The sequence below is a fragment of the Nocardia sp. NPDC056611 genome (assembly GCF_042792755.1).
Classification (GTDB): Bacteria; Actinomycetota; Actinomycetes; order Mycobacteriales; family Mycobacteriaceae; genus Nocardia.
Genome location: NZ_JBHTVV010000006.1, coordinates 348,884 through 374,411 on the forward strand (window position 1 = coordinate 348,884; position 25,528 = coordinate 374,411).

Below are 25,528 nucleotides of genomic sequence, written 5' to 3' on the forward strand. Positions count from 1 at the left end.
ACTTCGAAAAGGCCGGGCGGTTTCGTATTCGGGCGGGGCCGGTTGGACCTATAGTCGCTGACAGTGTGTCGAGCGAGTAGGGAATCGGTGTGATCGAGCGTCGGAATGTGTTGCGGGGCGGGGTGATTCTGGCGACCGCGGGGGTGCTGGCCGCGTGCGGGACGCCGCGGCGGGAGCGCGCGACCGCGGCGTCGGGCAGCGTGGCCTGGGAATACAAGGCTGACAGCGCGGTCAAGGGGGTGCGGTACGGGGCCGGGATGGTCGTGGCCGAATCCGACTCGACGCTGACGGGGATCGATGCCAAGGCCGGGCGGGAGTTGTGGCGGCTGCCGATCACGACGCCCGGTATCGGGCAGCGGTCCTGCCTGTGGAACGGCGCGCTGGTGGCGCCCGGCGCCGAACCCGACGCCGCCGGCGACCGGGTGGTGGCCGTGGATCTGGCGTCCGGGCAACGGAAATGGGTCTTCGACGCGCCCGACGGCGTGACGGTCGCCGGCGTGTACGGGGTTCGGGACCAGGTGCTGTACCTGATCGCGGCCGACCACGGCGGCAAGGGGCGGGAAGCATGGGCCGTGGACATGGCGAGCAAGACGGTCCGCTGGCGGGTGCCCTGCGAGAGTGACGGGCTGACCGTGCCCGAGAGCGGTTCGCTGCTGTACAACCGGAAGCCGGGCAGCGGCGGCGATCTCGTCGCGCTCGACCGGGAGACCGGTGAGACGGCCTGGTCGCGGGCGGGCGACAGCGCGGTCTCGGCGAGCACCATCGCCTCCGGCCTGGTCAAGGGCGCGGTGCTGGCCAGCGACGGCGCGCACACCGTGTCCGGCCTCGACCCGAAAACCGGTGCGGCGCTGTGGACCACACCCGCCCTGCCCTACGCCGCCGGCACGGTCTTCGGCTCCGGCGACGCCTACTTCCTGTGCGACGGTTCGAAACTGCACGCCATGAGCCCCGGCGGCGACACCTCCCCGCTCTGGAGCCTCACCGTCTCCGACAAGGGCGACGCCGTCGACGCGGCCGGTTACGGCGCCGCGGGCTCCTTCTACCTGCTGGCCGCCCGCACCCTGCGTGCGATCGACGCCCGCACCAGCAAAATCCGCTGGATGCAGACGATTCCGGACAAGCCGGGCCAGGAGGTCCACTTCGCCGTCGGCGACACCCACTGCTACGTGGAATCCACCGCCGATCCCGCGACGCTCACCGCCATCGCGCGCTGATCAGCGGCGCAGTCCGCGGGCCAGGTCCTCGCCGAGCAGGACGAAGATGTCGGTGGTGGCGTCGACGAGGTCTTCGCGGGTCATGGGGAGATCGCCCTGGAGCCACGCGGAGAGGGTGTGGACCAGGCCGCCGACCAGGTAGTTCGCGCGGAAGCCGATCAGGGCGTCGGGTTCGGCCTCGGCGATGCCGTAGAAGTCGATGCCCTCGGCGGCCACCAGATTCGCGAACGCCTTGATGGTGTGGGTTGTGCGGGTGCGCAATTCGGGGGTGGCGGTGCTGACGACCAGGGCCACCCGGGCCTTGCGGGGGTCGTCGGTGAGGACGCCGATGCCGGCGCTGATGGCGGCGTGCGCCTTGGCGCGGGTGTCGTCGGGGGCGGCGTGCAGGCCCGCGATCAGGGCGGCGGCCAGCTCCTCGGCGATGGTGTCGAACAGGGCCGACAGCACGGCGTCACGGCCGTCGAAGTTCTCGTAGTAGTAGCGCTCGTTGAGGCCCGCGCCGGTGCACAGCGCGGAGACGGTGAGTTTGTCGAGCCCCTGGGTGCCGAGGATGTCGAGAGCCGCGCCGATCAGGGCGGCGCGGCGCTGGGTGCGCCGCTCGTCGGCGGAGACGCCGCCGTAGGTCCGTTGCCCGGTCACGAACCGATTCTGGCACGGGAGCGATTCTGGCAGAAGGTCTTGCCAGAATCCGTGATCTGGGGGACTCTGTTTCCAGATGTGGTGGCGGCCATCACACCGGACCGGGAGGCAACGATGCCTGCACAGAGTGGCTACTTCTCCGACGACTCGATGATCCGGCGGGTCATGCGCAAACGCGCGGTCGGAGTCACCTACGGCCAGCGGGCGCTGGTCATCGGCGCGGTGCATCCACTGCTCTACGTCGGGACCGCCGAGAACACCCAGCACCGGACCACCCCGTACACCCGCCTGGCCCTCACCGGCCGCCTGTTCGAGGCCGTCTCCCTGGGCACCCGCGAAGAAGCCGACCGCGCACGGGAATTCACCCGCAAGCGCCACGCCCCTGTGGAGGGCGCGCTGCCCGAGTCCGCGGGCACGGCCAACCCGGCGGGCACCCGCTACTCCGCCAACGACCCGCACCTGATGTTCATGACCATGGCCTTCACCTTCGACTCCGCCGAGGTCATGCACGATCTGCTGGTCCGCCGCCTCACCCCGACCGAGCGCGAGGGCCTCTACCAGGACTACGTGCGCTGGGGCGAACTGTTCGGCATGCCGCGCACCGCCGCGCCCTACACCTACCGCGAATTCCGCGACTACTTCGACGGCTACCTGGCCTCCGATCAACCCCACCTCACCGACGAGGCCAAACTGGTCGGCTCCTACCTGATGGGCCAGCGCGTCCCCCACCCCCTCCCGATGCCCGCCCAGCAGGCCCTCTCCGGCTTCTCCCTCCTGGTTCAGGGCAGCCTCCCCCAGTGCATCCGCGACCTGTACGACCTGTCCTGGGGCCTGCGCGAGGAGGTCGCCTTCCGCGGCCTGGCCCGCGCGGTCCGCACCGCCCACATCTCCCCGCCCCTGCTCGGCAACCCGCTCACCGCCCCCATGACCGGCCCCAGCTACCCGCTGTACAAGCTGGTCACCCGGCGCGAACAGCGCCTGATCGGCTCGGGCCGGGCCAGCATGCCGGGGGTGGACCCGCGGTCCTGGGTGGCCAGAAATACGGCCTAGCCGACATGCGAAGATCGGGGTATGTCGAGTCCTGAGCCGACCGCTGAGCGTAAGCAGCGGGTACTGTCCGGAATCCAGCCCACCAGCGATTCCTTCCACCTCGGCAACTACCTTGGCGCGCTGCAGTATTGGGTGCGGCTGCAGGACGACTTCGACGCCTTCTACTTCATCCCCGACCTGCACGCCATCACCGTGCCGCAGGACCCGAAGGAGCTGCGTACGCGGACCAAGGTGTCGGCGGCACAGTTGCTGGCCCTGGGCGTCGACCCCAAGAAGTCGACGCTGTTCGTGCAGTCGCAGGTGCCCGAGCACGCCGAGCTGACCTGGGTGCTGAACTGCATCACCGGGTTCGGCGAGGCGAGCCGGATGACCCAGTTCAAGGACAAGTCGGTCAAGCAGGGCGCGGACAACGCCACCGTCGGCCTGTTCACCTACCCGGTGCTGATGGCCGCCGACATCCTGCTCTACCGGCCCCAGCTGGTGCCGGTCGGTGAGGATCAGCGTCAGCACCTGGAGCTGACCCGAAACCTGGCGCAGCGCTTCAACACTCGCTACAAGAAGACCTTCGTGGTGCCCGAGGCGCACATCGTGACCGGCACCGCCAAGATCTACGACCTGCAGGACCCGACCTCGAAGATGAGCAAGTCGGCGGCCTCGGAGTCGGGTCTGCTGAGCCTGCTCGACGACCCGAAGGTCTCGGCCAAGAAGATCCGCTCCGCGGTCACCGACACCGAACGGGAGATCCGCTACGACCCGGAGACCAAGGCGGGTGTGAGCAATCTGCTGGTCATCCTGAGCTCGCTGACCGACACTCCGATCGTCACGCTCGAACAGGACTATGCCGGCAAGGGTTACGGTGACCTGAAATCGGATACCGCCGACGCGTTCATCGAGTTCGTGACTCCGCTGCGCGCGAAGGTGCAAGAATACATGTCTGACCAGGGTGAACTCGACCGTGTCCTCGCCGCCGGAGCCGAGCGGGCACGGGAGGTCGCCGGGCGGACTCTCGCGCAGGTGTACGACCGGGTGGGTTTCCTCGCCCGCTGACCCGGCCGCCGCGCGCCCAGGTGTGCGGAGGTGGCGGTGTTCGGGAATCTCGTCGACAACGTCGAGACGTGGATCAGGACCCAGATCCGGCGACGGCCCTGGCTCGACCACATGGTCCGGGCCGGGGGCCGGTATCAGCGGCAGCGCGGCGACTACTACGCCGCGGGCATCACCTACTTCACGGTGCTGTCGCTGTTCCCGCTGCTGATGGTGGGTTTCGCGGTGGCGGGCTTCGTGCTGTCGCGGAATCCGCAGTGGCTCACCGACATCCAGGACAAGATCGTGGAGAACATTCCGGGCGCCGCGGGCAGCTCCATCAACGATCTGATCCACCAGGCCGTGAATTCGCGGGCGAGCGTGGGCACCATCGGTCTGCTGGCCGGCGCGTACGCCGGGCTCGGCTGGATCGCCAACCTGCGGGCCGCGCTCACCGAGCAGTGGGATCAGCCCACCAAGAAGCGGAACTGGTTCGCATCCAAGGCGTCCGACCTGTTGGCGCTGATCGGGTTGTTCCTGGCCATCCTCGTCTCGCTGGGCCTGTCCGTGCTGGCGTCGAGCGGGCTGATCAGTAACCTGCTGGATCGCCTGCACATCCATCAGACGGCCTGGATGACAGCGCTGCTCACGCTGGTGTCGCTGCTGCTCGCGGTGCTCGCCAACTGGGCGGTCTTCGCGTGGATGATCGCGCGGCTGCCGCTGCACCCGGTCACCTTCCGCAGCGCGGCCCGCGCGGCCCTGATGGCCGCGGTGGTGTTCGAGGCGTTCAAACAGCTGGCCACGATCATCCTGCGATCGGTGGTGAACGGCCCGGCGGGCGTGGTGTTCGGTCCGATCATCGGGCTCATGGTGTTCAGCTACGTCACCGCGCGGATCATCCTGTTCGCCACCGCCTGGGCCGCCACCGCCTCGGACAACGAAGTGCCCGAGGACATTCCGGCGCCCGCCCCGGCGGTCATCCGGCCGCGGGTGACGGCGGCGGGCTTCCCGGCGGGAGCGGGTGCGGCGTGGTTCGGCGCGGGAGCGTTTGCGGGAGTACTGCTTTCGATGCTGCGCCGTCGCTGACTAGCAGTGGCTGCGCAGGTTCATCTTCGCGACCAGCGGGTAGAGGTTCTTGTTGAACGAGCCATCGGCGAACCAGCGGTACTTCTTGTGCTTGTCGGGCAGGTTCTGGGAGAACTTCGCCTGGTCGTTGTAGTCGTAGTAGTGCACATTGTGCAGCGTGGTGAGCACCGCGCCATTGCTGTCGCGCAGCTCCGCCCACATCAGCCAGGCGTCGTCGTTGCTCGACGAGGTGACGGTCCCGTCGAACCAGGCGTGCCCATCGGAGTCGATGGTCCACTTGGCGCCGCCGAACAGGGTGCAGTCGCCGCTGTGCAGGTCATGGTCCCAGGAGTACCACTTCTGGGCGGCCGCGGACGCGGGCCCGGCGGAGGTGGTGGCGCCGAAGACGCCGAGGGCGAGCACCGCGGCGGCCAGCGGGGCCAGGCGGCGCAGGCGGGAGCTGCGGGTGGTTTTCATGGTGGGGTCCCCTCCAGAGTCGTGACCGGGATTCCGGCGTGTGACCACTGTGCGAGGACCCACCAACGGGGAACCAATGACGGACCAACGGCCGCCGATCAGCGGCGGCGGCTCAGCCTCCGCGCCGCCAGCAGCAGCGCCACGACCAGGAAGACGCCGCCGCCGATGAGCACGGTGCGCAGATCCTGGTGGTCACCCGAGCCGGTGTCCGACTCCGGGGCGGCCTCCGACTGCGGCGCGGGCGGACTGGCCAGTGCCACCGAGGGATTCGCCGCGGCGGACCCGTCGGGCATGGTGCCGATACTCGACCCGGCCGGGAGCGCGTAGGCCCAGTCGAGCAGTTTGGCCGCCTGCTCCCACGGCCGGAACGGCCGCACATCCGCCTTGAGCAGGCTCACCACATAGCGGCGGCCATTGCGTTCGGCGGCCGCCACGAAGGTCTGCCGGGCGTCGTCGGTGTAGCCGGTCTTGCCGCCGATCGCGCCGTCGTACTCGAAGAGCAGATGGTTGTCGTTGGCGATGGGGAAGCCGGGATGATCCTTGTCGCCGGGGATCTTCGGGTCGGCGGGGAAGCCGGGGAAGTCCACCTGCTCGGTGTGGATCAGCTCCGCGAACAGCGGCAGCGTCATGGAATGCCGGAACAGCATGGCCAGGTCGTAGGCCGAGGTGCTCATGCCCGGCCCGTCCAGCCCGGACGGGGTGGCGGCGCGAGTGTCGAACGCCTGCAACCGTTTCGCCATCGCGTTCATCTTCGCGACGGTGGCGTCGTCGCCGCCCAGCTGGGTCGAGATGGCATGCGCCGCATCGTTTCCCGACGCCATGATGAGTGCCTGGAACAGCTGCTTGTTGGTGTACGTGCCGCCCGGTCCGATGCCGACCCGGGTGCCGTCGGCGTTCGCGTCGTCCTGGGTGCCGGTCACCACGGCGTCCAGGTCCAGGGCCGGGATCGCCACCGCCGCCAGCAGCACCTTGATGGTGGAGGCGGGGCGATACCGGCCGTGTGGATCCTTGGCCGCGAGGACCGCGCCGGAGTCCAGGTCCGCCACCTCCCACGCCGTCGCCGAAATCCCTTCCGGCAGCGGCGCGGCCCCCGCCGGCAGGATCACCCCGCACCCGCCCAGCCGCTTGCCCCCGATGGGCGGATCCGGGATCGGCAGGGCCGCCGGAGCCTTCTGCCCGGGTTCGGGCACCTCGGAGGAGTCGATGGGGGACGGTGGTGTGGTCTTGTTCGGGCAGGTGTCGGTATTGGGGGTGGTGAACGGCGTCGTGGACGGCGCGGTGGTCGACGGCTCGGCCCCCGCGGTTCCCGGTAGCACCGGCCCGAAGGCGGTGCCCGAGAACGCGGTGAGGCCCGTCGCGAGCGTCGCGGCGGCGAGGAGGCGCGAATACCTGCGGTTACTCATCGCGCCCGACTTTATCGCCTAGTTGGCGGAGTGGTTGACAGGGCAGCCGTGGGCGAGCGGGCTGAGCAGCTTGTTGTTGTCGTAGAAGTGCTCGAGCTCGACGATGCGCAGGTCCTCGGAGACCTTGGCGATGGTCACGCCGGTCATCTCGATGAGCTCGCCGGTGGGCTGGTGGCCCTTGTACTCGCCTTCGTAGCGACCCCAGTGGCGCCACTTGAAGGTGACGGTCGGCGGGCCGGACAGCACCTCGAGGACCTCCCAGAAGAAGCCGCCGGGGAAGGCGGTGTGGAAGATCTTGTGCGAGGACTCGAAGTCCTCGCCGGCGACATCGTAGAAGGGGTTCTCGCCGATCAGGATGTTGTAGGACCCGATGCGCGCGAATTCCTCGGCGTCCTGCCACTGGCCGCCGTTGACGCGGCCGCGGTAGTGCTCGGCCACCAGGGACACCCACTTGGCGGGGTCCTTCTTGTGCGAGACCTCCATCTCGAAGACCTTCACGAGCTCTTCGACGATGTGCTCCAACGAATCCGGCGCGTGCTGGGTGCTGCGCTCGACCGGAATGACTTCCTTGCTGAGGTGGTAGTCGGGCGCGCCCTCACGCCAGTCCTCCGGCGCGGCCGCGGCGATCACGGCGTCGCGGCCCTGCAGGTGCAGAGGGGTCTCGACGGATTCTGTTGCTTGGTCGGTCATTTCGTGCCTCACGTGTCCAGACCCTTTGTGGGGTCGTCGATCTCGAAAACGGACCGCATGACGGTAACAGCAGGAAGATGCCGTGTCGCGACGAGCATTTGAGACACCAGTACCAAAGGGCGGAATGGTGACACACCCCATTGCGGCCCCTCTGAACTCATGACACGACAAGAATTGACAGTCTCTCCAAAATGAGAGACTCTCTCATTATCGAGAAGCACTCAAATGATTGGAACTGTCATGAAAGCTGAGGGAGTGCGCCGCTGGCTGGCGCTGGGAGCCCTGGCCATCGCCATGCTGACCATCGGGCTCGACGTCACCGTCCTCACCGTCGCCCTGCCCACCCTGGCGACCGACCTGCACGCCGACACCTCCGCGCTGCAGTGGTTCAGCAGCGCGTACACCCTGGCCCTGGCCGCCTTCATGCTTCCGGCGGGCGCGCTCGGCGACCGCTTCGGCCGCAAGAAGTTCCTGCTCGGCGCGCTGGTGCTGTTCGGAGTGGCCTCCGTCGCGTGCGCGTTCGCCACCAGCTCCGGCCAGCTCATCGCCGGGCGCGTGGTACTCGGGCTGGCGGCCGCGGTCATGATGCCGCTGTCCATGGCGGTGCTGCCCACGCTGTTCCCGGAACCGGGCGAGCGGCAGCGGGCCCTCACCATCTGGATCACCTCCACCGCCGTCGGCCTGCCGCTGGGCCCGATCGTCGGCGGCTGGCTGCTGCAGCACTACTGGTGGGGTTCGGCGTTCCTGCTCAATGTGCCGCTGGTGATCGTCGGCGCCCTCGCCGTCGGCCTGCTGGTGCCGGAATCCAGCAGCGGCAGCCGATTCCGCATCGACCTGCCCGGCGCGCTGCTGTCCGCGGCTGGAATGGCCGGTATCACTTACGGTTTCATCCGCTGTGGCCAAGAGGGCTGGGGCGACGCCGTGGCCTGGACCGCCATCGCCGCCGGCCTCGCGCTGGGCGCGGCGTTCGTGCTGTGGCAGCGCCGCACCGCGCACCCGCTGGTCGACCTGGGCCTGTTCGCCGAGCCCGGATTCCGGTGGGGCACCGTGTTCATGATCCTGGTCAACTTCGCCATGTTCGGGCTGTTCTTCACCATGCCGCAGTACTTCCAGGCGGTGCTGGGGGCGGACACCTTCGGCAGCGGTCTGCGCCTGTTGCCGCTCATCGGCGGCCTGGCGGTCGGGTCCCGGCTGGTGGACCGGTTGCTGCCCAAGGTGGGCGCGCGGGCGGTGCTGGTCGCCGGATTCGTGCTGCTCGCAGCCGGTCTCGGGCTGGCGGCGCTGATCACCGTGCACAGTGGGTACGGGTTCGCGGCCATCGGGCTGGTGCTGCTGGGAGTGGGCATGGGCTTCGTGATGCCCGCCGCCATGGGCGCGGCGACCGACGACCTGACCCCCGAGCGCGCCGGGTCCGGCTCGGCGCTGCTGCAAGCCCTCCGGCAGGCGGGCGGCACCATCGGCGTCGCCATCCTGGGCACGGTGCTGTCCAACCGATACCGTTCGGGGCTGGGCGAATTCGATCGGGATCCGATTTCCGATGGTGTGAACGCCGGGGTCGGCGTCGCCCGCAAGCTCGGCGACCCGGCGCTGCTGGCGCAGGTGCAGAGCGCGTTCGTCGACGGCATGAGCGCGATGCTGTGGGTGTGCACCGCCATCTGCGCGGCCGCCGCGGTGCTGGCCGCCGTGGTGATCCGCCGCAAGGATCCGGTCGTGCTCACCGATCTCGATGCGGGACAATCGGTCCATGTCGGCTGAGACTGCCTCCGCGACGCCCCCGGCCCCGGCGAAAGCCGCGGCCGGGGGCGGCCTGCGTGAACGGAAGAAGGAACGCACCCGCCGGACCATTCGCACCGAGGCGTTCCGGCTCTTCCGGGAGCAGGGCTACACCGAGACCACGGTCGAGCAGATCGCGGCCGCCGCCGACATCTCGCCGAGCACCTTCTTCCGGTACTTCCCGTCCAAGGAGCAGGTCGCGCTCGCCGACGACCTGGACCCGCTGATGATCGCGGCCATCGAGGCCCAGCCCCGCGACATCACACTGCTGGCCGCCTTCAGACAGGCCACCCTGGACGCCTTCGCCGCGCTCACCCCCGAGGAGTACGCGTTCGAGAAGGAGCGCATCGAACTGCTCTACTCGGTGCCGGAGCTGCGCGGCGCGGTCACCCAGGAGATCCAGCGCAACCTGGTGATGGTCACCGAGATCGCGGCCCGCTGGACCGGGCGCGCCGCCGACGACTTCGAGCTGATGGCCTTCGCCGGCGCGCTCACCGGGGCCATGATGGCGTTCATCGACCAGTATCCGTTCTCGCCGGATCAGATCGTGCGGGTCATCGATTTCCTCGACGGGGGCATGACCTCGCTCTAGACCGGTTTAACGCCCACCAGTCGCGCCACCGTGTCATCGGTCATGGTCTCGAAGAACCCGCCCACCACGTCCTCGATCTCGGTGACCGACTCGGCGCAGTACAGCACCGGCTGATAGTGCGTGATGTCGTAGACGATGGTGCCCATGGCGTGGATGTCCAGCGGCCGCAGGTCGGCGTCGCGGAACTCCTCGATCTCCCCGTACGAGGATAGCAGTCCCGCACCGTAGCAACGCACTTCGCCGTGTTCGCGCAGCACCCCGAACTCGAGCGAGAACCAGAACACGTCGGCCAGGAACTTCAGCGCCCGCTCGGTCTCCAGCCGGGCCACCGCCGCGCCGACCGTCTCGTACAGGGCCGCGAAGCGCGGGCAGGCCAATTGGTTAGCGTGGCCGATGATTTCGTGGATGGCGTCCGGCTCGGGCGTGTACAGCGGCGCCGAGTGATGGCGAATGTACTGGGTGGAGTGGAAGGTCCGGTCCGCGAAGGACCCGAAGAACTGCCGCAACGGCACCAGCCCGGCGGCGGGCGCGTACCGGAATCCGGTGAGCGGCACCAGTTTCGCGGACACCTCGTCCAATTGCGGAATGTGGTCCGACGGCAGCCCCAGCCGCTCGGCCGCGTCGATGACCTCCGCGCACGCGTACTTCGCCCGCTTGCGGGCCAGCTCGGCGGACACGATCCGCCACACTTCCTGCTCCTCGGCGGTGTACTCGACGTGCGGCACCGGATCGCCCGGCCGGTACTCGAGGGCCATGGCCGCGATGGCATTGCGGCGGGTCCGGTACACGGGATCGTGCACGCCCGGATGCTCGTCGCTCAAGTGCACAGTCACATCGCCGTCGGCCCCCGTCGTGACCGGCGAGTACAGCTGCGCCTCGGTGAACATACTTCGATGCAAGCACCGCCCGGTGATCTATACAACGAACGATGGCCCAGCTGGTCAGTTTGACCAGCTGGGCCGCCGTTTTGTCCGTGAATTCCCAATGATGATCCGCCGCCAGCTAGGCATCCGGTCCCGTTTGCAGCCGGGCCGAACACCGCGCTCGCGTCAGCGGGCCGCGTGCTCGGGGTCGAGCAGCGCCGGCACCCGGGTCTCCCGGTCCGGGCCCGTGACCTCCGCCAGGAAGTCCCGGCTGAACAGCGCCGAGAGGATCGCGATGCCGCCGCGGTGAATCCGGAACTCGCTCTTGGCGGCGGAACCGGTCAGCCGGATGACGCGGCCCTCGGCGCGCAGCGGGCGGGTCATGTCCTTGACCCGGCCCCGGCCGGTCCACTCCAGTTCGGAGGAGTCGATGACCGCGTCCTCGGGGACCAGCAGCTTGACCATGGCGTGGTCGAGGTCGGCGTGGACGACGATCTCCGCCGCGCCCTCGATCCGCGGCGAGCGCAGGTCGATGACGACGCTGCCGTAGCGGGCCTTCACCTGGAAGGTGTTGGCATCGGTCCAGTCGCCCAGGTGCTTGGTGGTGTCGTGATCGGTGTGGATCTTCACGGTGTCGGTGGTTTTCATGGCCTCGGTCCCTTCGGGGAGTCGGTGCTGGTCTGGTTCGCCTGCTCCTCAATAGTGACATGGAGACTAGTTTCCAAGCAACTAGTTCGAAGAAACTAGTTCTTGGGCACCTAGTAAAGTGGTTGACATGACAGCCTCGACTCCGGCCGCGCGGTTCAAGCGCTCGCCCTTGGCCATGGCGGTGCTCGGCATCCTGCACCTGGAACCGATGCATCCCTACGCCATCCAGCGCCGGATCAAGGAGTGGGGCAAGGACAAGGTCGTCAATGTCGGGCAGCGGGCGCAGCTGTACAAGACGATCGCGCGGTTGCAGGACGCGGGACTGGTGGCGGTCCGCGAGACCGGCCGCGACCAGCAGTACCCCGAGCGCACGGTCTACGAGATCACCGACGACGGCCGGACCGCCTGCCTCGCGTGGATCAACGACATGGTCGCGACGCCGCGCAACGAATTCCCGGAATTCCCTGCGGCACTGTCGTTTCTGATGCTGCTGCCGCCCGACGGGGCCCGGATCGAACTCGGGCGGCGGGCCGACGCCGTGCGCGCCGCGCTCGAGCAGATCGAGGCGGGCCTGGCGGGGGCCACCGAGTTCGGCCTCCCGCGCGTCGCATTGCTCGAGGACGAGTATCAGCGCGCCGTCACGGCAGCCGAATTGAATTGGCTGCACGCCGTTCTCGCGGATCTCGCCGACGGCAGCCTCACCTGGTCCTGGGAAATGCTGGCCCCGTTCCAGGATCGGTCCCCGGCCTGACAACGAAAAGCCGCCCGCATCCGAAGATGCGGGCGGCCTTGGTATTTCGGCTCAGCCGGAGTCAGCGGGCGAACAGCAGCGCGCGCTTGACTTCCTGGATCGCCTTGGTGACCTCGATGCCGCGGGGGCACGCGTCGGTGCAGTTGAAGGTGGTGCGGCAGCGCCACACACCCTCGACATCGTTGAGGATGTCCAGACGCTCGCGGGCGCCCTCGTCCCGGCTGTCGAAGATGAAGCGGTGCGCGTTCACGATCGCGGCCGGGCCGAAGTAGCTGCCGTCGCTCCAGTACACGGGGCAGGAGGTGGTGCAGCAGGCGCACAGGATGCACTTGGTGGTGTCATCGAAGCGGGCGCGGTCGTGCTGGGACTGGATGCGCTCGTAGGTCGGCTCGTTGCCCTTGGTGATCAGGTAGGGCTTGACTGCCTTGAACGCGTCGAAGAACGGCTCCATGTTCACCACGAGGTCCTTCTCCACGGGCAGGCCGCGGATCGGCTCGACGGTGACCGTCAGCTCCTTGCTGCCCTTGGGCAGCATGTCCTTCATGAGGATCTTGCACGCCAGGCGGTTGACGCCGTTGATGCGCATGGCATCCGAGCCACACACGCCGTGCGCGCAGGAGCGACGGAAGGTGAGCGTGCCGTCCAGGTAGGACTTGATGTAGATGAGCACGTTCAGGAACCGGTCGGTCGGCAGCACGGGGACCTTGAACTCGTCCCAGTGCTGGCCCTGCCCGTCCTCCGGGTTGAAGCGGGCGACCTTGACGGTGATCAGGGTCGACCCGTCCGGCACCGGAGCCGGCTTCTGCGGCGTTTCAGCGACAGCAGTCATCAGTACTTACGCTCCATCGGCTCGTAGCGGGTCTGCACAACCGGCTTGTAGTCCAGGCGGATGTCGGAGATGAGCTCCGGGCTCTGCTTGTAGGCCATGGTGTGCCGCATGAAGTTGACGTCGTCGCGGTCCGGGTAGTCCTCGCGCGCGTGGCCGCCGCGGGATTCCTTGCGGTTCACCGCACCCGCCACGGTCACCTCGGCCAGCTCCAGCAGGAAGCCCAGCTCGACGGCCTCGAGCAGGTCGCTGTTGTAGCGACGGCCCTTGTCCTGCACGGTGATCCGCGAGTAGCGCTCCTTGAAGACCTGGATCTCCTCGAGCATGGACTTCAGCGACTCCTCGGTGCGGTACACACCGGCCTTGTCGTCCATGGAGTTCTGCAGCTCGGTGCGGATGTCGGCGACGCGCTCGTTGCCGTGCTCGCCCAGCAGGTTGGCCAGCCAGTCCTGCACCATCTGCGCCGGGTTCTCCGGCATGTCGACGAACTCGGCGCGCTGCGCGTACTCGGCGGCCGCGATGCCCGCGCGCCGGCCGAACACGTTGATGTCCAGCAGCGAGTTGGTGCCCAGACGGTTGGCGCCGTGCACGGAGACACAGGCGCACTCACCGGCGGCGTACAGGCCGGGCACGATGTCGGTGTTGTTGCGCAGCACCTCGCCGCGGATGCGGGTCGGGATGCCACCCATCACGTAGTGACAGGTCGGCATGACCGGCACCGGCTCCTTGACCGGGTCGACGCCCAGGTAGGTGCGGGCGAACTCGGTGATGTCGGGGAGCTTCTCCTCGAGCACGTCCTCACCGAGGTGGGTCACGTCGATGAGCACGTAGTCCTTGTTCGGGCCCGCGCCGCGGCCCTCACGGACCTCGAGCACCATGGAGCGCGCGACGATGTCACGCGGCGCCAGGTCCTTGATGGTCGGCGCGTAGCGCTCCATGAAGCGCTCACCGGAGGCGTTGCGCAGGATGCCGCCCTCACCACGGACCGCCTCGGAGATGAGGATGCCGAGGCCCGCGAGGCCTGTCGGGTGGAACTGGTGGAACTCCATGTCCTCCAGCGGAAGTCCCTTGCGGAACACGATCGCCATGCCGTCACCGGTGAGGGTGTGGGCGTTGGAGGTGGTCTTGTACATACGACCCGAACCACCGGTGGCGAAGATGATCGACTTCGCGTGGAACACGTGCAGCTCGCCGGTGGCCAGCTCGTAGGCCACGACGCCGGTCGCGATCGGGCCGTTGGGGCCGTCGGACAGGATCAGGTCGAGCACGTAGAACTCGTTGTAGAACTCCACGTCGTGCTTGACGCAGTTCTGGTACAGCGTCTGCAGGATCATGTGGCCGGTGCGGTCGGCGGCGTAGCACGCGCGACGCACGGGCGCCTTGCCGTGGTCACGGGTGTGGCCACCGAAGCGACGCTGGTCGATCTTGCCCTCGGGCGTGCGGTTGAACGGCAGGCCCATCTTCTCCAGGTCGAGCACGGCGTCGATGGCTTCCTTGGCCATGATCTCCGCGGCGTCCTGGTCGACCAGGTAGTCACCACCCTTGACGGTGTCGAAGGTGTGCCACTCCCAGTTGTCCTCTTCCACGTTCGCCAGCGCGGCGCACATGCCGCCCTGCGCCGCACCGGTGTGAGAACGGGTCGGGTAGAGCTTGGTCAGGACGGCGGTGCGCGCCCGAGGACCGGCCTCGATCGCCGCACGCATTCCAGCGCCACCGGCACCGACGATGACGACGTCGTAGCGGTGCTCCTGAATCGGTCGGGATTCACTCATCGAGGTGGCCTGTTCCTAACTGATGTTGGGGTCGAAGGTGAAGATCACGTAGGTGCCGGTGACCATGACCAGGATCATGGACACGACCAGCGCGGTCTTCAGCCAGAAGCGGGTGGAGTCCTTGCGCGCGTAATCGTCGATCACGGTGCGCAGGCCGTTGCCGCCGTGCAGCTGGGCCAGCCACAGCATGGTGAGGTCCCAGAGCTGCCAGAACGGGGAGGCCCAGCGGCCGGCGACGAACGCGAAGTTCAGGCGGTGCACGCCGCCGTCGAGCATCAGCATGATCGTCATGTGGCCGATGACCAGGATGACCAGCAGCAGGCCCGAGGCACGCATGAAGAGCCAGGCGTACTTCTCGAAGTTGTTGCCGCCGGCGCGGCGGGGCGCGCGGGGGGCGTCGAGCGAGGCGGGGCGGTCGTAGGACTTACCGAGAACAGGTGCGGTCATGTCGGCTCTCAATTCGTCAGCAGGTAGAAGAACTGGCGGCCGACTCCGGCACCGGCGACGAGGATCCAGATCGCGAGCACGATCCAGAGCATCTGCCGCTGGTAGCGCGGGCCCTGCGACCAGAAGTCGACGAGGATGATGCGGATGCCGTTGAACGCGTGGAACAGCACGCAGACAACCAGACCCATCTCCATGAGGGCGACGAGGGGGTTCTTGTAGGTCTCGATCGCGCGGTCGTAGGTGTCCGGGCTGACTCGCACCAACGCGGTATCGAGGACGTGGACGAACAGGAAGAAGAAGATCGTCACGCCGGTGATGCGGTGCAGTGCCCAGGACCACATGCCGGGGTCGCCTCGGTACAAGGTGCGCTTCGGCTTGGCCGGAGCTTCTAGCGTGGTCATAGAGTGCGGTGCCTCCAACGTCGTTGATGGACCCGGTCAGAATCCGGCCGCGGAGCCTTCGGACTGTCGAAACCACCTGCTCACGAGCGGAATCAACATCCGGTGGCAGTGCTGCAGGCCCGTTGTCGGGAACCTGAACCGATCTGTCGTGAACTCTAAACCCAGCTTTGGAGGGGAACTAATTCGGCGTGCCGCTCGTTGGCTCAAATTGTTGTGAGTTAGGTTTGCCTTTCCTGATTTTCGCGACCAGGCAGAACGTGTAACACGGGGGTGCTGTCACGTCCATAGGAGGATGGTCCGAAATGTCCGAAATTGACTGGAAAGCCCTGCGTGACAAGGCTTTTGAAGTTATGCAAGAGGCGTATGCCCCCTATTCCGGATTCCCCGTCGGGGCCGCGGCTCTCACCGTCGACGACCGCGTGGTGAGCGGCTGCAATGTGGAAAATGTCTCATACGGTTTGGGCCTCTGCGCTGAATGTGTACTGGTCGGTAACTTGATTTCGGGCGGAGGCGGGCGACTCCGGGCGGTCTCGGTCTGCGATTCGCGGGGCGCGGTGCTCATGCCCTGTGGACGCTGCCGGCAGATTCTGCTCGAGCACGGCGGCGGTGATTTGCTCGTCGATCACCGCGACGGGCCCGTCACCCTGAATGCGCTGCTGCCGGACTCCTTCGGGCCCGACGACCTCGCCGCCGGGCAGCGGTAGAACCTCGCTATAACGGCTGATCATCGTGGCGCGCGGGGGAATCCGTGGAAAGGCGGCCGAGCCCGTGCCAGGGTGGAGGGCGTGACGGTGCACTCGGCGGTGGACGTGATTCGGGCCAAGCGCGACGGCGGACAGCTCAGCGACGCGCAGATCGATTGGGTGGTGGACGCGTTCACCCGCGGCGAGGTCGCCGACGAACAGATGTCGGCGCTGGCGATGGCCATCGTCTGGCGCGGCATGACCCGCCGCGAGACCGCCCGCTGGACCCACGCCATGATCGACTCCGGGAAGCGTTTGGACTTCACCGATCTGGGCCGCCCCACCGTCGACAAACACTCCACCGGCGGGGTCGGCGACAAGATCACCCTGCCGCTGTCGCCGCTGGTCGCGGCCTGCGGGGCCGCCGTGCCCCAGCTCTCCGGACGCGGGTTGGGGCACACCGGAGGCACACTCGACAAGCTCGAGGCGATACCCGGCTGGCAGGCCGACCTTCCGGTCGCGCGCATGCGGGAGCTCTTGTCCGATCCCGCCGTCGGCGCCGTCGTCTGCGCCGCCGGAGCCGACCTGGCCCCCGCCGACAAACGGCTCTACGCGCTGCGTGACGTCACCGGGACCGTGGAATCCATCCCCCTGATCGCCAGCTCCATCATGAGCAAGAAGATCGCCGAGGGCACCGGGGCGCTGGTCCTGGACGTGAAGGTCGGCCGCGGGGCGTTCCTGCGCGAGGAGGCGCAGGCGCGTGAACTGGCCACCGCCATGGTCGAACTCGGCACCGACGCCGGGGTGCGGACCGTGGCCCTGCTCACCGCCATGGACACCCCGCTCGGCCACACCGCCGGAAACGCCCTGGAAGTCTGCGAATCCCTCGACGTGCTCGCCGGCGGCGGCCCCGCCGATGTCGTCGACCTCACCCTCGCCCTGGCCCGGGAGATGCTCGCGCAGGCCGGGATCACCGATGTCGACCCCGCTGACGCGCTCGCCGACGGCCGCGCCATGGACCAGTGGCGGGCCATGGTGCGCGCCCAGGGCGGTGATCCGGACGCCCCGCTGCCGCAGGCCCGCCACACCGAAACCCTGCGCGCGCCCGCCGCGGGCACCCTGATCCGCCTCGACGCCCTCGACGTCGGACTCGCCGCCTGGCGGCTCGGCGCGGGCCGGGCCCGGCAGGGCGACCCGGTGCAGGCCGGGGCGGGCGTCGAAATGCACGCCAAGCCAGGCGATTCCATCACCGAGGGGCAGCCGCTGCTGACCCTGCACACCGACACCCCCGAGGCCTTCCCGGTGGCGTTGGACCTGCTGCGTGGCGCGTTCACCATCGACGGCACCGTCCAGTTGCCGCTGCAACCCTTGATCCTGGACCGCGTCACCGCCTGAAGATGAAGGATTCGCGCCGGTCAGCAACGTGAGGGCAACGACATGCCGAACTGTCGGTGAGTCGGGCCAACAGTCCTGCCGCAGAACGGGAATGCGGCTAACGTTGCTACATGACTGGACCGACGCCCCTCACTCTCGCCTCGATCCGCCAGGCTCCCAAGGCGGTCCTGCACGATCACCTCGACGGCGGGCTGCGACCCGCGACGGTGCTGGAGCTCGCGCGCGCCGCCGGATACGACCAGCTACCTGCAAGCGACGCCGAATCCCTCGGCGCCTGGTTCCGGGACGCGGCCGACAGCGGCTCGCTCGAACGCTACCTGGAGACCTTCGCCCACACCGTCGCCGTCATGCAGACCCCCGAAGGTCTGCGCCGGGTCGCTCGCGAATGCGCCGAGGACCTCGCCGCCGACGGCGTCATCTACGCCGAGGTGCGGTTCGCGCCCGAACAGCACATCGAGGCCGGACTCACCCTCGACGAGGTCGTCGAGCACACCATCGCCGGATTCCGGGAAGGCGAGGCGGCCGCCGCCGCGGCGGGCACCCCCATCACCGTGGTCTGCCTGCTCACCGCCATGCGGCACGCCGCCCGCTCCCGCGAGATCGCCGAACTCACCGTGCGCTGGCGCGACCGCGGTGTCGGCGGCTTCGACATCGCGGGCGCGGAAGCCGGCTACCCGCCCAGCCGCCACCTCGACGCCTTCGACTACATGCGGGCCAACCTCGCGCACTTCACGATTCACGCGGGCGAGGCGTTCGGGCTGCCGTCCATCCACGAGGCCGTCGCCTTCTGCGGCTGCGAACGACTCGGGCACGGCGTGCGCATCACCGACGACATCACCGACGGCCCCGACGGGCCGGTCCTCGGCGTGGTCGCGAACTACGTGCGGGACATGCGGATTCCGCTGGAACTGTGCCCCTCCTCGAACGTGCAGACCGGGGCGGTGCCCTCGCTCGACAAGCACCCGTTCGACCTGCTCGCGCGGCTGCGGTTCCGGGTCACCGTGAACACCGACAACCGGCTCATGAGCGACACCACCATGAGCAAGGAGATGCTCAAGCTGTCGGAGACCTTCGGGTACGGCTGGAGCGATCTGGAACGGTTCACCATCAATGCCATGAAGTCCGCGTTCATCCCGTTCCCGGAACGACTGCGGCTGATCGACGAGGTGATCAAGCCCGGCTACGCGGTGCTGCTGGGATAGCGCCCGGAAAGCGATTCGAGCCGCACCCACGGGGTGCGGCTCGAATCGTGTCGGGGGTCGGACCGGGTCAGCCCTTCTGCAGGCGGGCCTCGAAGACCGACTCCAGCGCCTTCCACGCCTCCGACTCGGCCTGGAACGGCGGGTTCGGGGCCATCCGGGTCGGGTCCGGGTTCAGCAGGTAGGAGACGTACCAGCCCAGGGGAGTGGAGACCGCCAGCGCCGACTCGACGGCGTCGTCGTCGGCGTAGTCGGCGGCGTCGGTGAACAATTCGACCGCCAGGTCGAGCTGATCGGTGTCCACGGACTTCGGGCCGGAGGCCAGGTCCTCGGACAGACCGGGCAGCACGTAGACGTTCTCCTCGTCGACCTCCACCTCGAGCGAACCGTCCACGGCGGCGGTCTGCACCTCGCCGTAGGTGCTCACCCGGGCCAGGTCGTGATCGTGGTCGTCGGCCAGGTAACGGGCCAGGGCGCGCTCCGAACCGAAGACCGTGATCGAGCCGTCCTTGCCCAGGAAGATGGGCTCGTCGTCGACGTAGCAGCGCAGCGTGAAGAAGGTGCCGTCCGAGGAGATGATCTTCACCGGGTCGATGCCGACCTCGTGCCAGAAGGACGGCTCGCCCTCCTCGTCGTCCTCGTCCAGGTCGACGTCCTCGATCTCGTCGTCACCCTCGGCCGCGTCCTCAGCGTCGACGATGTTCTCCTGCGCCGCAAGCAGTTCCGCCTCGGCCACCGAGACCGCGTCGGCGTCCACGTCGGGCACCGTCACCACCGAATCGATGGCGTCGATGACGGCTTCCCAGTCCTTGGCGATGGCCGCGCCGATCTGGTCCCACAGCTCCTCGCCCTCACGCCCGAGGAAGGCGCTCACCCCGCCGGCCAGCGCGCCCAGCACCGGGTGCGAGCCGAAGAACTTGGTGACGGGGTCGAGTTCGCACACGTCGCCGATATTGCGGACCATCTCGAGGGTCTCCTCGAGCTCGGAGACCACCTCCGGGTCCGGGTCGTCGGCGGCCAGCTCGGGCACGCCGACCAGATCGAAGACGAACTGCTCCTCGGGCTCCAGTTCGGCCGCCGACAGACCGGCGATGATCTTCCAGGCCGGATGATCCACCAGATCGTTGTCGGAGTTGGTGCGGATGAACGCGGCCAGCTCCGCGACGGAGTCGAAACCGTAGAGGTCTTCCTCGTGACCGAGGAATGCCTGCCACTCATCGTCACCGTCTCGCCAGCGGGGTGCCCAGAGGGTGACAAGATCGCCTTTGGTCAGGCCCAGCGCGATCGGGACGATGTCTCCAGAAGCCATGACCGGAAGCCTATCCAGTCGTCGCGTCAGGCACTATCCGGGTCGCCCCCAACATTTTTTGGAAATCAGCGCGTCGTTCAGGCGGGTGATGATCCGGGCCCGCTGCGCGGTCGCCTCGGCGGCGGCCCGCCGCGCCGCCCACAGGATCAGCCGGGAGACCTCGGCCGGAGGCCGGGACGTCACCGATTCGGCCAGCCACAGGCCGGTCAGCGCGCCGTGGGCGTCCACCTCGGCGGTGACCGAACCGTCCTCGGCGACGCAGCGGCCGCGCACTCCGCCCAGGTCGCGCAGGGTCGCTTCGAGGGCTTCCAGCTGGTCGTTGACGCCTCGGACCAGGGCGTCCATCTCGGCGCTCATCGGTTCCGCAACCAACCGGCCCGGCCGGTGTCGGCGTCGTCGAGCCGATCCAGCTCGTCCACCGCGGCCTGGCGGGAGGGCAGGCCGAGCCGGTCCAGGACCGGGTCCGGCACCCCCGTCGCAGCCAGCTGTTCGCGCCGCCGCGACCGCGCCACCAGCGCGGACCGTCGGGTCAATCGGAGGATCTCGTCGGCGAGAGCCTGTGCGCCGTACCGGTATTCACCGCGCTCGAACCGGATCTCGACCGGCATGCCCTGATCGGTGGCCGACACCGTCACCGTGCCCGCCCGATTTCCCGACGCCGCGACCGTCACCGGCGGCACCTGCGCCGTATCCCGCGGCCCGCTCATGTCGTCGGCCTGTAGAAACCGAGGAAACGCATGCCCGAATTCTCCGTTCGTATCGGTCCGATCTGGACGGGATCGCCCGCCTCCACCAACTGCCCGTTCCCGATCACCATCGCCACGTGCCCGTCCCACACCGCAAGATCACCGGGCATCAAGCCCCCTGGACCGACACTGGGATGCCCGAGGCCCTGCTCCTGCGCCAGCCGCGGCAGCGAAACCCCCGCCTGCCCATAGGCCCACTGCGTCAGACCACTGCAATCCACCCCCACCCCGGGCGTCACCCCACCCCACACATACGGGGTCCCCACCGCACTCAACGCCTGCCGAACCGCCTCCGCCGCCTGCTCGTTCGGCGCCTCCACCCGACTCCCGTCCGGCAACGTCACCCACACCCCGCCCGGGTGCGTCCCGCCGCCCGGCGAATCATGGCCGACCCCGGACGACTTCGGCGTGAACGCGGACGCCGTGGTGGTCCGCACACCGCCCGGCGAGTGCCCGGTCCCGAGTAACGTGCGCCCGACAGCCGTGATCGTGTCACCGCCACTCGTGACCGGATCGCCGGTCGAGGTGGCTGGGCTGACATGAGGCCACCGGTCGCCGGGGTGCGTGCCCGCCGAAGCCGGGACGGTCTCCACCGCATCTGGTGACGGGCTCACCGCCGGAGCAGTGCCCGCCCCGGCCGGCAGCGGACTCGCGCCGGCGGGACCGGTGCCCTCATCGACCGGAACACCCGCGATATCGCCCGGCGCATCACCCCCGGGACTCACGATCGCCGGTGCCGGAATCGGACCGCTCAATTCCGCCATGGCAGCCGTCTCACTCGCCAACTCCGCCCGCACCCGTTCGACGACCCGCACCGCTCGGCCGATGTGGTCGATCGCGGACTCGACAGCGGCCGTCGTCCCGCCCGGCGTATCCGCACTCGCTCCGAGCGCAGCCAACTCGGCCCGGAACGCCCGCAGAATCTCCTCCAACTCCCGCCGCCCGTTCGCGACCTCCGTATCCGCACGCTCCAGGATCTCCGCCATCGCCTGCCCGCGTTCGGACGCCGTCGCCGCCGTGGTCCGCGTCCGCAATGCGTTGTCCAGCGCCGCATCCCCGGCTCGTCCCCGCCACGCGTCGTACATCCGATCGACACTGCCCCGGCTCTCCGCGTGCGCCTCATCGACGATCCGCGCGGTCTCCCGCAGCACGTCGGCGGTGGTGCCGCGCCCGGACCCGAAACTCCGCAGCAGCTCGACGATCGGCCTCTCCAGCTCCGCCGCCGTCACGTCATCGCTCATCGACGAACCCCCGGCCGAATTGCCCTGTCCGTCCGCCCCTTTCGGTCGGTGCCGCGACCTCGGCTCCGCCGGGGAGGTCCTCCGACTTCCGAGCCGGACCCCGAGCCGCCCGCAGGATCCGGCCACCGACCGTCGGAAAGTACTGGGGGGACGGTGAAATCCACGGGGGTCGAGCAGCATCGGCAGGGGCGCCCAAGAGCGGTGATGGTCCGTGGCCGGGTCTGCTGCCCCGGTGGCGTGGACGTGCGCCCGGCTCCGCAGCGGCGCGCGGCTCGGTGGCGCGGCATCCGCCCGTGAACGAATCGCGGCTCTTCGTGAGCGTTCGGTTGGTACGCCCGCCGGGGTCGCGCCGAATCAGCATGTTTGCCGCGCACGGTCTTTGGGGTGACGCGATCATGCGTCCAGCTCGGTGGTGGCGCGCAGGGCAGCGGCGCGCGGCCCGGCGGTGCGGCGTCCGGCGGTGGACGAATCGCGGCTCTTCGTGCGGCGCGTGGCCAGCACGCGCGGCGTCGCGGTGAATCAGCATGATTGCCGCGCACGGTCTTTGGGGTGACGCGATCATGCGTCCAGCTCGGCGGTGGCGCGCAGGGCGGCGGCCCGGGTGTGGTCGTGGTCGGTGTAGGTCGTCGCGGCGGTGTCGGTGGCGGCGCTGGTGGCGGTGAAGACGGTGGTGAGGTGGGTCAGGGTGGTCGTGTGGGTGGCGTGGGCGGCGGCGTAGGCGGTCAGCAGGTCGGCGCCGATCAGGCCGAGGGTGTCGGCGAGGGCGGTGGGGGCGGCGGTGGCGGCGTGGGTGGTGGCGGTGGTGAGGCGGGTGGCGAGGGCGGTGGTGGCGGTCGCGTAGGTGGTCAGGCCCTCGGGGTGGATCGAGACGTGCATTGGTGCCCCCTTCTTGCCCGGTCGGCGGGCGGAAATGTGGTGTACCGGGTTGGACGCGGGTGGGGGCCGGATGGTTCCCGGTGTGGAGAATCGCGGTGGAGGGATCTTCAGGGCGGGGGCTGACCTATGGTTTTCCTATGCGCACACTCGTTGTGGACCATCCGCTGGCGGCCGCGTTGTTGACCACCATGCGAGACGCTCGGACGACCAATCCGACTTTCCGGGCGGCGCTTCGGGATTTGACGGGGATTCTGGTGTACGAGGCGATGCGGGACGCACCGGTCGAGCGGTTTCCCATCGCCACGCCGGTGGCCGCGGCGGAGGGGGCGCGGTTGAACGCGCCGCCGCTGCTGGTGCCGGTGCTGCGGGCCGGCCTGGGGATGGTGGAGACGGCGGAGAATCTGATTCCGGACGCGCGGATCGGGTTCGTGGGGCTGGCCCGCGACGAGGAGACGCATCAGCCGACGCCGTACATGGAGTCGCTGCCGGAGGACCTGTCGACCACGCCGGTGATGGTGCTGGATCCGATGCTGGCGACCGGCGGATCCATGGTGTACACGCTGGATCTGCTGGCGACGCGCAAGGCTCGTGACATCACCGTGGTGTGCGTGGTGGCCGCGCCGGAAGGCATTGAGGCGCTGGAGAAGTCGGGGCACGCCGTGCTGCTGGTCACCGCCTCGGTGGACCGTGGCCTCAACTCCGACGCCTACATCGTGCCGGGTCTCGGCGACGCGGGGGACCGCCAGTTCGGGCCGCGCTGAATCACTCCCAGGCCGCGCCGAACCACGCCCGGGGTGCGATTCCGGAAGTGGTCGCGGCAGCGGCTCAGAGCTGCTGGAAGTACTTGCGGAGTTCGGCGAGCCGCTGCGCGGCCACCGCTTTCGCGTCGTCGAGCGCATCCGGTCCCGCCACGGGTTCGAACGCTTCCAGATAGCACTTGAGCTTAGGCTCGGTGCCGGACGGGCGCACCACCACCCGGAACGAGTCCGCCTCGAAAACCAATGCGTCGGTACGCATCCGCCCCCGGAGCTGTGCCATGTCGGTGCAGGTCACGGGTTCCCCGGCGATCTCGCGCGGGGGTGTCTCCCGCAGTCGCGCCACGACGTCCGCGGCGGCCGCCGCATCGGCCAGACGCAGCGACACCTGGTCGCCGGCGTGGACACCGAACTCGACCGCGTACTCGTCGAGGACGTCGAGCACGGTGCGGCCCTGCGCCTTCAGCTGGGCGACCAGATCGGCGGCGACGACCGCGGCCGAGATGCCGTCCTTGTCGCGCACGGCGGACGGATCGACGCAGTGCCCGATCGCCTCCTCGTACGCGTAGACGAGCCCCTCGCCCGCGCGGGCCAGCCACTTGAACCCGGTCAGCGTCTCGGCGTACCGCGCTCCGCGAGCGGCGGCGATCTTGCTCAGCAGCCGTGAGGACACGATGGTGGTGGCGACCAGGGCGTCCGGTGCGGCGGTCCGCAGCACGAAATCGCCCAGCAGCACCCCGGTTTCGTCGCCGCGCAGCATCCGCCAGCCATCCGGCCCGCGCACGCCGAGCGCACACCGATCCGCGTCCGGGTCCAGCGCGATGGCGAGGTCCGCGTCGAGCCGTTCGCCCAGATCGAGCAGCAGATCCGCCGTCCCCGGCTCCTCGGGATTCGGGAACGCCACGGTCGGGAAGTCCGGGTCCGGCGCGAACTGTTCCGCGACCACCAGTACTTCGTCGAACCCGGCGCCTCGCAGCGCGGCGACGCCCAGCTCCCCGCCCACGCCGTGCATGGGGGTCAGCACGATCCGGATATCGCCGCGCCGCCGGACATCTCGCGTGGCCGCGGCGGGATCGTCGGCGGTCGTCTCGATGTCCTCGATGCTGAGTGGTGCGTCGCCGCCGATGAGGCGGGGCAATCGGGTGACCCGGGCCAGGTACCGGCGGACGATCTCCGCGCCGATCGCGTCCGGCGGGGTGCCCTCGGGTAGTGCGAGCCGCTCGGGGTCCGGGGCGGTCGGGTCGGGGTCGGTGCGGGCGATGTGGCCGTGGATCGCGTCGATGCAGCGCTCGATCTCGGTGTCGGCGGGCGGGACGATCTGTGAGCCGCCGTCGAGGTAGACCTTGTAGCCGTTATCGGTGGCCGGATTGTGCGAGGCGGTGATCTGCACGCCCGCAACGGCTTTCAACTCCCGCACCGCGAACGCGACCACCGGGGTCGGCACCGGGTGGGGGAGCGCGAGCACGGAGAATCCGGCCGCGGCGAAGACTTCCGCCGCCGCGGTGGCGAATTCGTCCGAGCCGTGCCGGGCATCGCGGCCGACGATGACGATCCCGCCGCCGAGACAGCGGTCGCGCAGCCACGCGGCGATGCCCGCCGACGCCCGCGCGACGGTGTCGATGTTCATGCCGTCCGGGCCGTCCTGGAGGGGACCGCGCAGCCCGGCGGTTCCGAAACGCAGCATGCCCGC

The 25,528-nt window shown here is 69.0% G+C and carries 27 protein-coding genes; 11 read left to right on the forward strand and 16 right to left on the reverse strand.

Annotated elements, in window-relative coordinates:
• Positions 1–89 precede the first annotated feature (89 nt).
• Positions 90–1,214: a PQQ-binding-like beta-propeller repeat protein gene (locus ACFRAQ_RS29570; RefSeq protein WP_379105414.1), complete on the forward strand. Its 1,125-nt coding sequence runs from the start codon at positions 90–92 to the stop codon at positions 1,212–1,214.
• Here the strand turns inward: ACFRAQ_RS29570 and ACFRAQ_RS29575 are convergent, their stop codons facing one another.
• Complete coding sequence (locus tag ACFRAQ_RS29575; RefSeq protein ID WP_357282208.1) at positions 1,215–1,853, reverse strand: TetR/AcrR family transcriptional regulator; 639 nt, start codon at positions 1,851–1,853, stop codon at positions 1,215–1,217.
• 114 nt (positions 1,854–1,967) lie between these two features.
• On the opposite strand from ACFRAQ_RS29575, the gene ACFRAQ_RS29580 reads away from it, so the two are divergent.
• Genes ACFRAQ_RS29580 through yhjD form a run of 3 tightly spaced genes read left to right on the forward strand, consistent with a single transcriptional unit; the run spans position 1,968 to position 5,012 of the window.
• Positions 1,968–2,903 (forward strand): oxygenase MpaB family protein, encoded by a 936-nt coding sequence (locus ACFRAQ_RS29580; RefSeq protein ID WP_379105416.1) that lies wholly within the window; start codon positions 1,968–1,970, stop codon positions 2,901–2,903.
• Positions 2,904–2,924: 21 nt separating this feature from the next.
• Positions 2,925–3,950 carry a tryptophan--tRNA ligase gene (trpS, locus tag ACFRAQ_RS29585; protein WP_379105418.1) on the forward strand — a complete coding sequence of 342 codons (1,026 nt, stop codon included), beginning with the start codon at positions 2,925–2,927 and terminating at the stop codon, positions 3,948–3,950.
• A gap of 30 nt (positions 3,951–3,980) precedes the next feature.
• Positions 3,981–5,012: an inner membrane protein YhjD gene (gene yhjD, locus ACFRAQ_RS29590; RefSeq protein WP_379105420.1), complete on the forward strand. Its 1,032-nt coding sequence runs from the start codon at positions 3,981–3,983 to the stop codon at positions 5,010–5,012.
• On the opposite strand, the gene ACFRAQ_RS29595 is transcribed toward yhjD, so the two are convergent.
• The 3 genes from ACFRAQ_RS29595 to ACFRAQ_RS29605 all read right to left on the reverse strand — a co-directional run bounded on the left by ACFRAQ_RS29595 (position 5,013) and on the right by ACFRAQ_RS29605 (position 7,561).
• On the reverse strand, positions 5,013–5,468 hold the full coding sequence (locus ACFRAQ_RS29595) for a DUF6294 family protein (RefSeq protein ID WP_379105422.1): 456 nt from the start codon (positions 5,466–5,468) through the stop codon (positions 5,013–5,015).
• A gap of 98 nt (positions 5,469–5,566) precedes the next feature.
• Entirely contained in the window at positions 5,567–6,871 is a 1,305-nt protein-coding gene (locus tag ACFRAQ_RS29600; protein ID WP_379105424.1) for a serine hydrolase, read from the reverse strand.
• A gap of 18 nt (positions 6,872–6,889) precedes the next feature.
• On the reverse strand, positions 6,890–7,561 hold the full coding sequence (locus ACFRAQ_RS29605; RefSeq protein WP_379105426.1) for an ester cyclase: 672 nt from the start codon (positions 7,559–7,561) through the stop codon (positions 6,890–6,892).
• Between the two features lie 240 nt (positions 7,562–7,801).
• Between ACFRAQ_RS29605 and ACFRAQ_RS29610 the strand changes: the two genes are divergently transcribed.
• Together ACFRAQ_RS29610 and ACFRAQ_RS29615 are read left to right on the forward strand one after the other, a co-directional pair.
• Entirely contained in the window at positions 7,802–9,316 is a 1,515-nt protein-coding gene (locus ACFRAQ_RS29610; protein WP_379105428.1) for an MFS transporter, read from the forward strand.
• Positions 9,306–9,926 carry a TetR family transcriptional regulator gene (locus ACFRAQ_RS29615; RefSeq protein ID WP_379105430.1) on the forward strand — a complete coding sequence of 207 codons (621 nt, stop codon included), beginning with the start codon at positions 9,306–9,308 and terminating at the stop codon, positions 9,924–9,926. The genes ACFRAQ_RS29610 and ACFRAQ_RS29615 overlap by 11 nt, the downstream gene beginning before the upstream one ends.
• Here ACFRAQ_RS29615 and ACFRAQ_RS29620 read toward each other — a convergent pair.
• Together ACFRAQ_RS29620 and ACFRAQ_RS29625 are read right to left on the reverse strand one after the other, a co-directional pair.
• On the reverse strand, positions 9,923–10,813 hold the full coding sequence (locus ACFRAQ_RS29620) for a phenylalanine 4-monooxygenase (RefSeq protein WP_379105432.1): 891 nt from the start codon (positions 10,811–10,813) through the stop codon (positions 9,923–9,925). The two genes, ACFRAQ_RS29615 and ACFRAQ_RS29620, sit on opposite strands and share 4 nt — an antisense overlap.
• A 162-nt stretch (positions 10,814–10,975) precedes the next feature.
• Complete coding sequence (locus ACFRAQ_RS29625; RefSeq protein ID WP_379105434.1) at positions 10,976–11,437, reverse strand: hypothetical protein; 462 nt, start codon at positions 11,435–11,437, stop codon at positions 10,976–10,978.
• A gap of 127 nt (positions 11,438–11,564) precedes the next feature.
• On the opposite strand from ACFRAQ_RS29625, the gene ACFRAQ_RS29630 reads away from it, so the two are divergent.
• A complete protein-coding gene (locus ACFRAQ_RS29630; protein ID WP_379105436.1) occupies positions 11,565–12,188 on the forward strand; it encodes a PadR family transcriptional regulator in 624 nt (207 codons plus the stop codon).
• Positions 12,189–12,249: 61 nt separating this feature from the next.
• Here ACFRAQ_RS29630 and ACFRAQ_RS29635 read toward each other — a convergent pair whose 3' ends face one another.
• The 4 genes from ACFRAQ_RS29635 to sdhC are packed head-to-tail and all read right to left on the reverse strand — an operon-like array spanning position 12,250 to position 15,634.
• The gene (locus ACFRAQ_RS29635; RefSeq protein WP_379105438.1) at positions 12,250–13,017 is read right to left on the reverse strand and encodes a succinate dehydrogenase iron-sulfur subunit; all 768 of its coding nucleotides are present in this window, start codon (positions 13,015–13,017) and stop codon (positions 12,250–12,252) included.
• Entirely contained in the window at positions 13,017–14,768 is a 1,752-nt protein-coding gene (sdhA, locus tag ACFRAQ_RS29640) for a succinate dehydrogenase flavoprotein subunit (RefSeq protein WP_379105696.1), read from the reverse strand. Before sdhA ends, ACFRAQ_RS29635 begins: the two co-directional genes overlap by 1 nt.
• A gap of 33 nt (positions 14,769–14,801) precedes the next feature.
• On the reverse strand, positions 14,802–15,233 hold the full coding sequence (locus tag ACFRAQ_RS29645) for a succinate dehydrogenase hydrophobic membrane anchor subunit (RefSeq protein ID WP_379105440.1): 432 nt from the start codon (positions 15,231–15,233) through the stop codon (positions 14,802–14,804).
• An 8-nt stretch (positions 15,234–15,241) separates the two neighbouring features.
• Positions 15,242–15,634, reverse strand: coding sequence for a succinate dehydrogenase, cytochrome b556 subunit (gene sdhC / locus ACFRAQ_RS29650; protein WP_379105442.1), 393 nt, complete (start codon positions 15,632–15,634; stop codon positions 15,242–15,244).
• 302 nt (positions 15,635–15,936) lie between these two features.
• On the opposite strand from sdhC, the gene ACFRAQ_RS29655 reads away from it, so the two are divergent.
• The 3 genes from ACFRAQ_RS29655 to ACFRAQ_RS29665 all read left to right on the forward strand — a co-directional run bounded on the left by ACFRAQ_RS29655 (position 15,937) and on the right by ACFRAQ_RS29665 (position 18,914).
• Positions 15,937–16,338 carry a cytidine deaminase gene (locus ACFRAQ_RS29655; protein WP_379105444.1) on the forward strand — a complete coding sequence of 134 codons (402 nt, stop codon included), beginning with the start codon at positions 15,937–15,939 and terminating at the stop codon, positions 16,336–16,338.
• A gap of 87 nt (positions 16,339–16,425) precedes the next feature.
• A complete protein-coding gene (locus tag ACFRAQ_RS29660; protein ID WP_379105698.1) occupies positions 16,426–17,712 on the forward strand; it encodes a thymidine phosphorylase in 1,287 nt (428 codons plus the stop codon).
• 110 nt (positions 17,713–17,822) lie between these two features.
• The gene (locus ACFRAQ_RS29665) at positions 17,823–18,914 is read left to right on the forward strand and encodes an adenosine deaminase (RefSeq protein ID WP_379105446.1); all 1,092 of its coding nucleotides are present in this window, start codon (positions 17,823–17,825) and stop codon (positions 18,912–18,914) included.
• Between the two features lie 67 nt (positions 18,915–18,981).
• On the opposite strand, the gene ACFRAQ_RS29670 is transcribed toward ACFRAQ_RS29665, so the two are convergent.
• From ACFRAQ_RS29670 to ACFRAQ_RS29690, 5 genes are all read right to left on the reverse strand, one after another.
• Positions 18,982–20,220 (reverse strand): primosomal protein, encoded by a 1,239-nt coding sequence (locus ACFRAQ_RS29670; protein WP_379105448.1) that lies wholly within the window; start codon positions 20,218–20,220, stop codon positions 18,982–18,984.
• A 33-nt stretch (positions 20,221–20,253) separates the two neighbouring features.
• Positions 20,254–20,577: a YbaB/EbfC family DNA-binding protein gene (locus ACFRAQ_RS29675; protein ID WP_379105450.1), complete on the reverse strand. Its 324-nt coding sequence runs from the start codon at positions 20,575–20,577 to the stop codon at positions 20,254–20,256.
• Positions 20,574–20,927 (reverse strand): hypothetical protein, encoded by a 354-nt coding sequence (locus tag ACFRAQ_RS29680; protein WP_379105452.1) that lies wholly within the window; start codon positions 20,925–20,927, stop codon positions 20,574–20,576. The genes ACFRAQ_RS29675 and ACFRAQ_RS29680 overlap by 4 nt, the downstream gene beginning before the upstream one ends.
• Positions 20,924–22,207, reverse strand: a complete 1,284-nt coding sequence (locus tag ACFRAQ_RS29685) for an NlpC/P60 family protein (RefSeq protein ID WP_379105454.1) — start codon at positions 22,205–22,207, stop codon at positions 20,924–20,926. Before ACFRAQ_RS29685 ends, ACFRAQ_RS29680 begins: the two co-directional genes overlap by 4 nt.
• A gap of 558 nt (positions 22,208–22,765) precedes the next feature.
• Positions 22,766–23,083, reverse strand: a complete 318-nt coding sequence (locus ACFRAQ_RS29690) for a type VII secretion target (protein WP_379105457.1) — start codon at positions 23,081–23,083, stop codon at positions 22,766–22,768.
• Positions 23,084–23,220: 137 nt separating this feature from the next.
• On the opposite strand from ACFRAQ_RS29690, the gene upp reads away from it, so the two are divergent.
• Positions 23,221–23,844: a uracil phosphoribosyltransferase gene (gene upp / locus ACFRAQ_RS29695; protein ID WP_379105459.1), complete on the forward strand. Its 624-nt coding sequence runs from the start codon at positions 23,221–23,223 to the stop codon at positions 23,842–23,844.
• A 64-nt stretch (positions 23,845–23,908) separates the two neighbouring features.
• Here upp and ACFRAQ_RS29700 read toward each other — a convergent pair whose 3' ends face one another.
• On the reverse strand, positions 23,909–25,522 hold the full coding sequence (locus ACFRAQ_RS29700; protein ID WP_379105461.1) for a phospho-sugar mutase: 1,614 nt from the start codon (positions 25,520–25,522) through the stop codon (positions 23,909–23,911).
• Between the last annotated feature and the right edge of the window lie 6 nt (positions 25,523–25,528).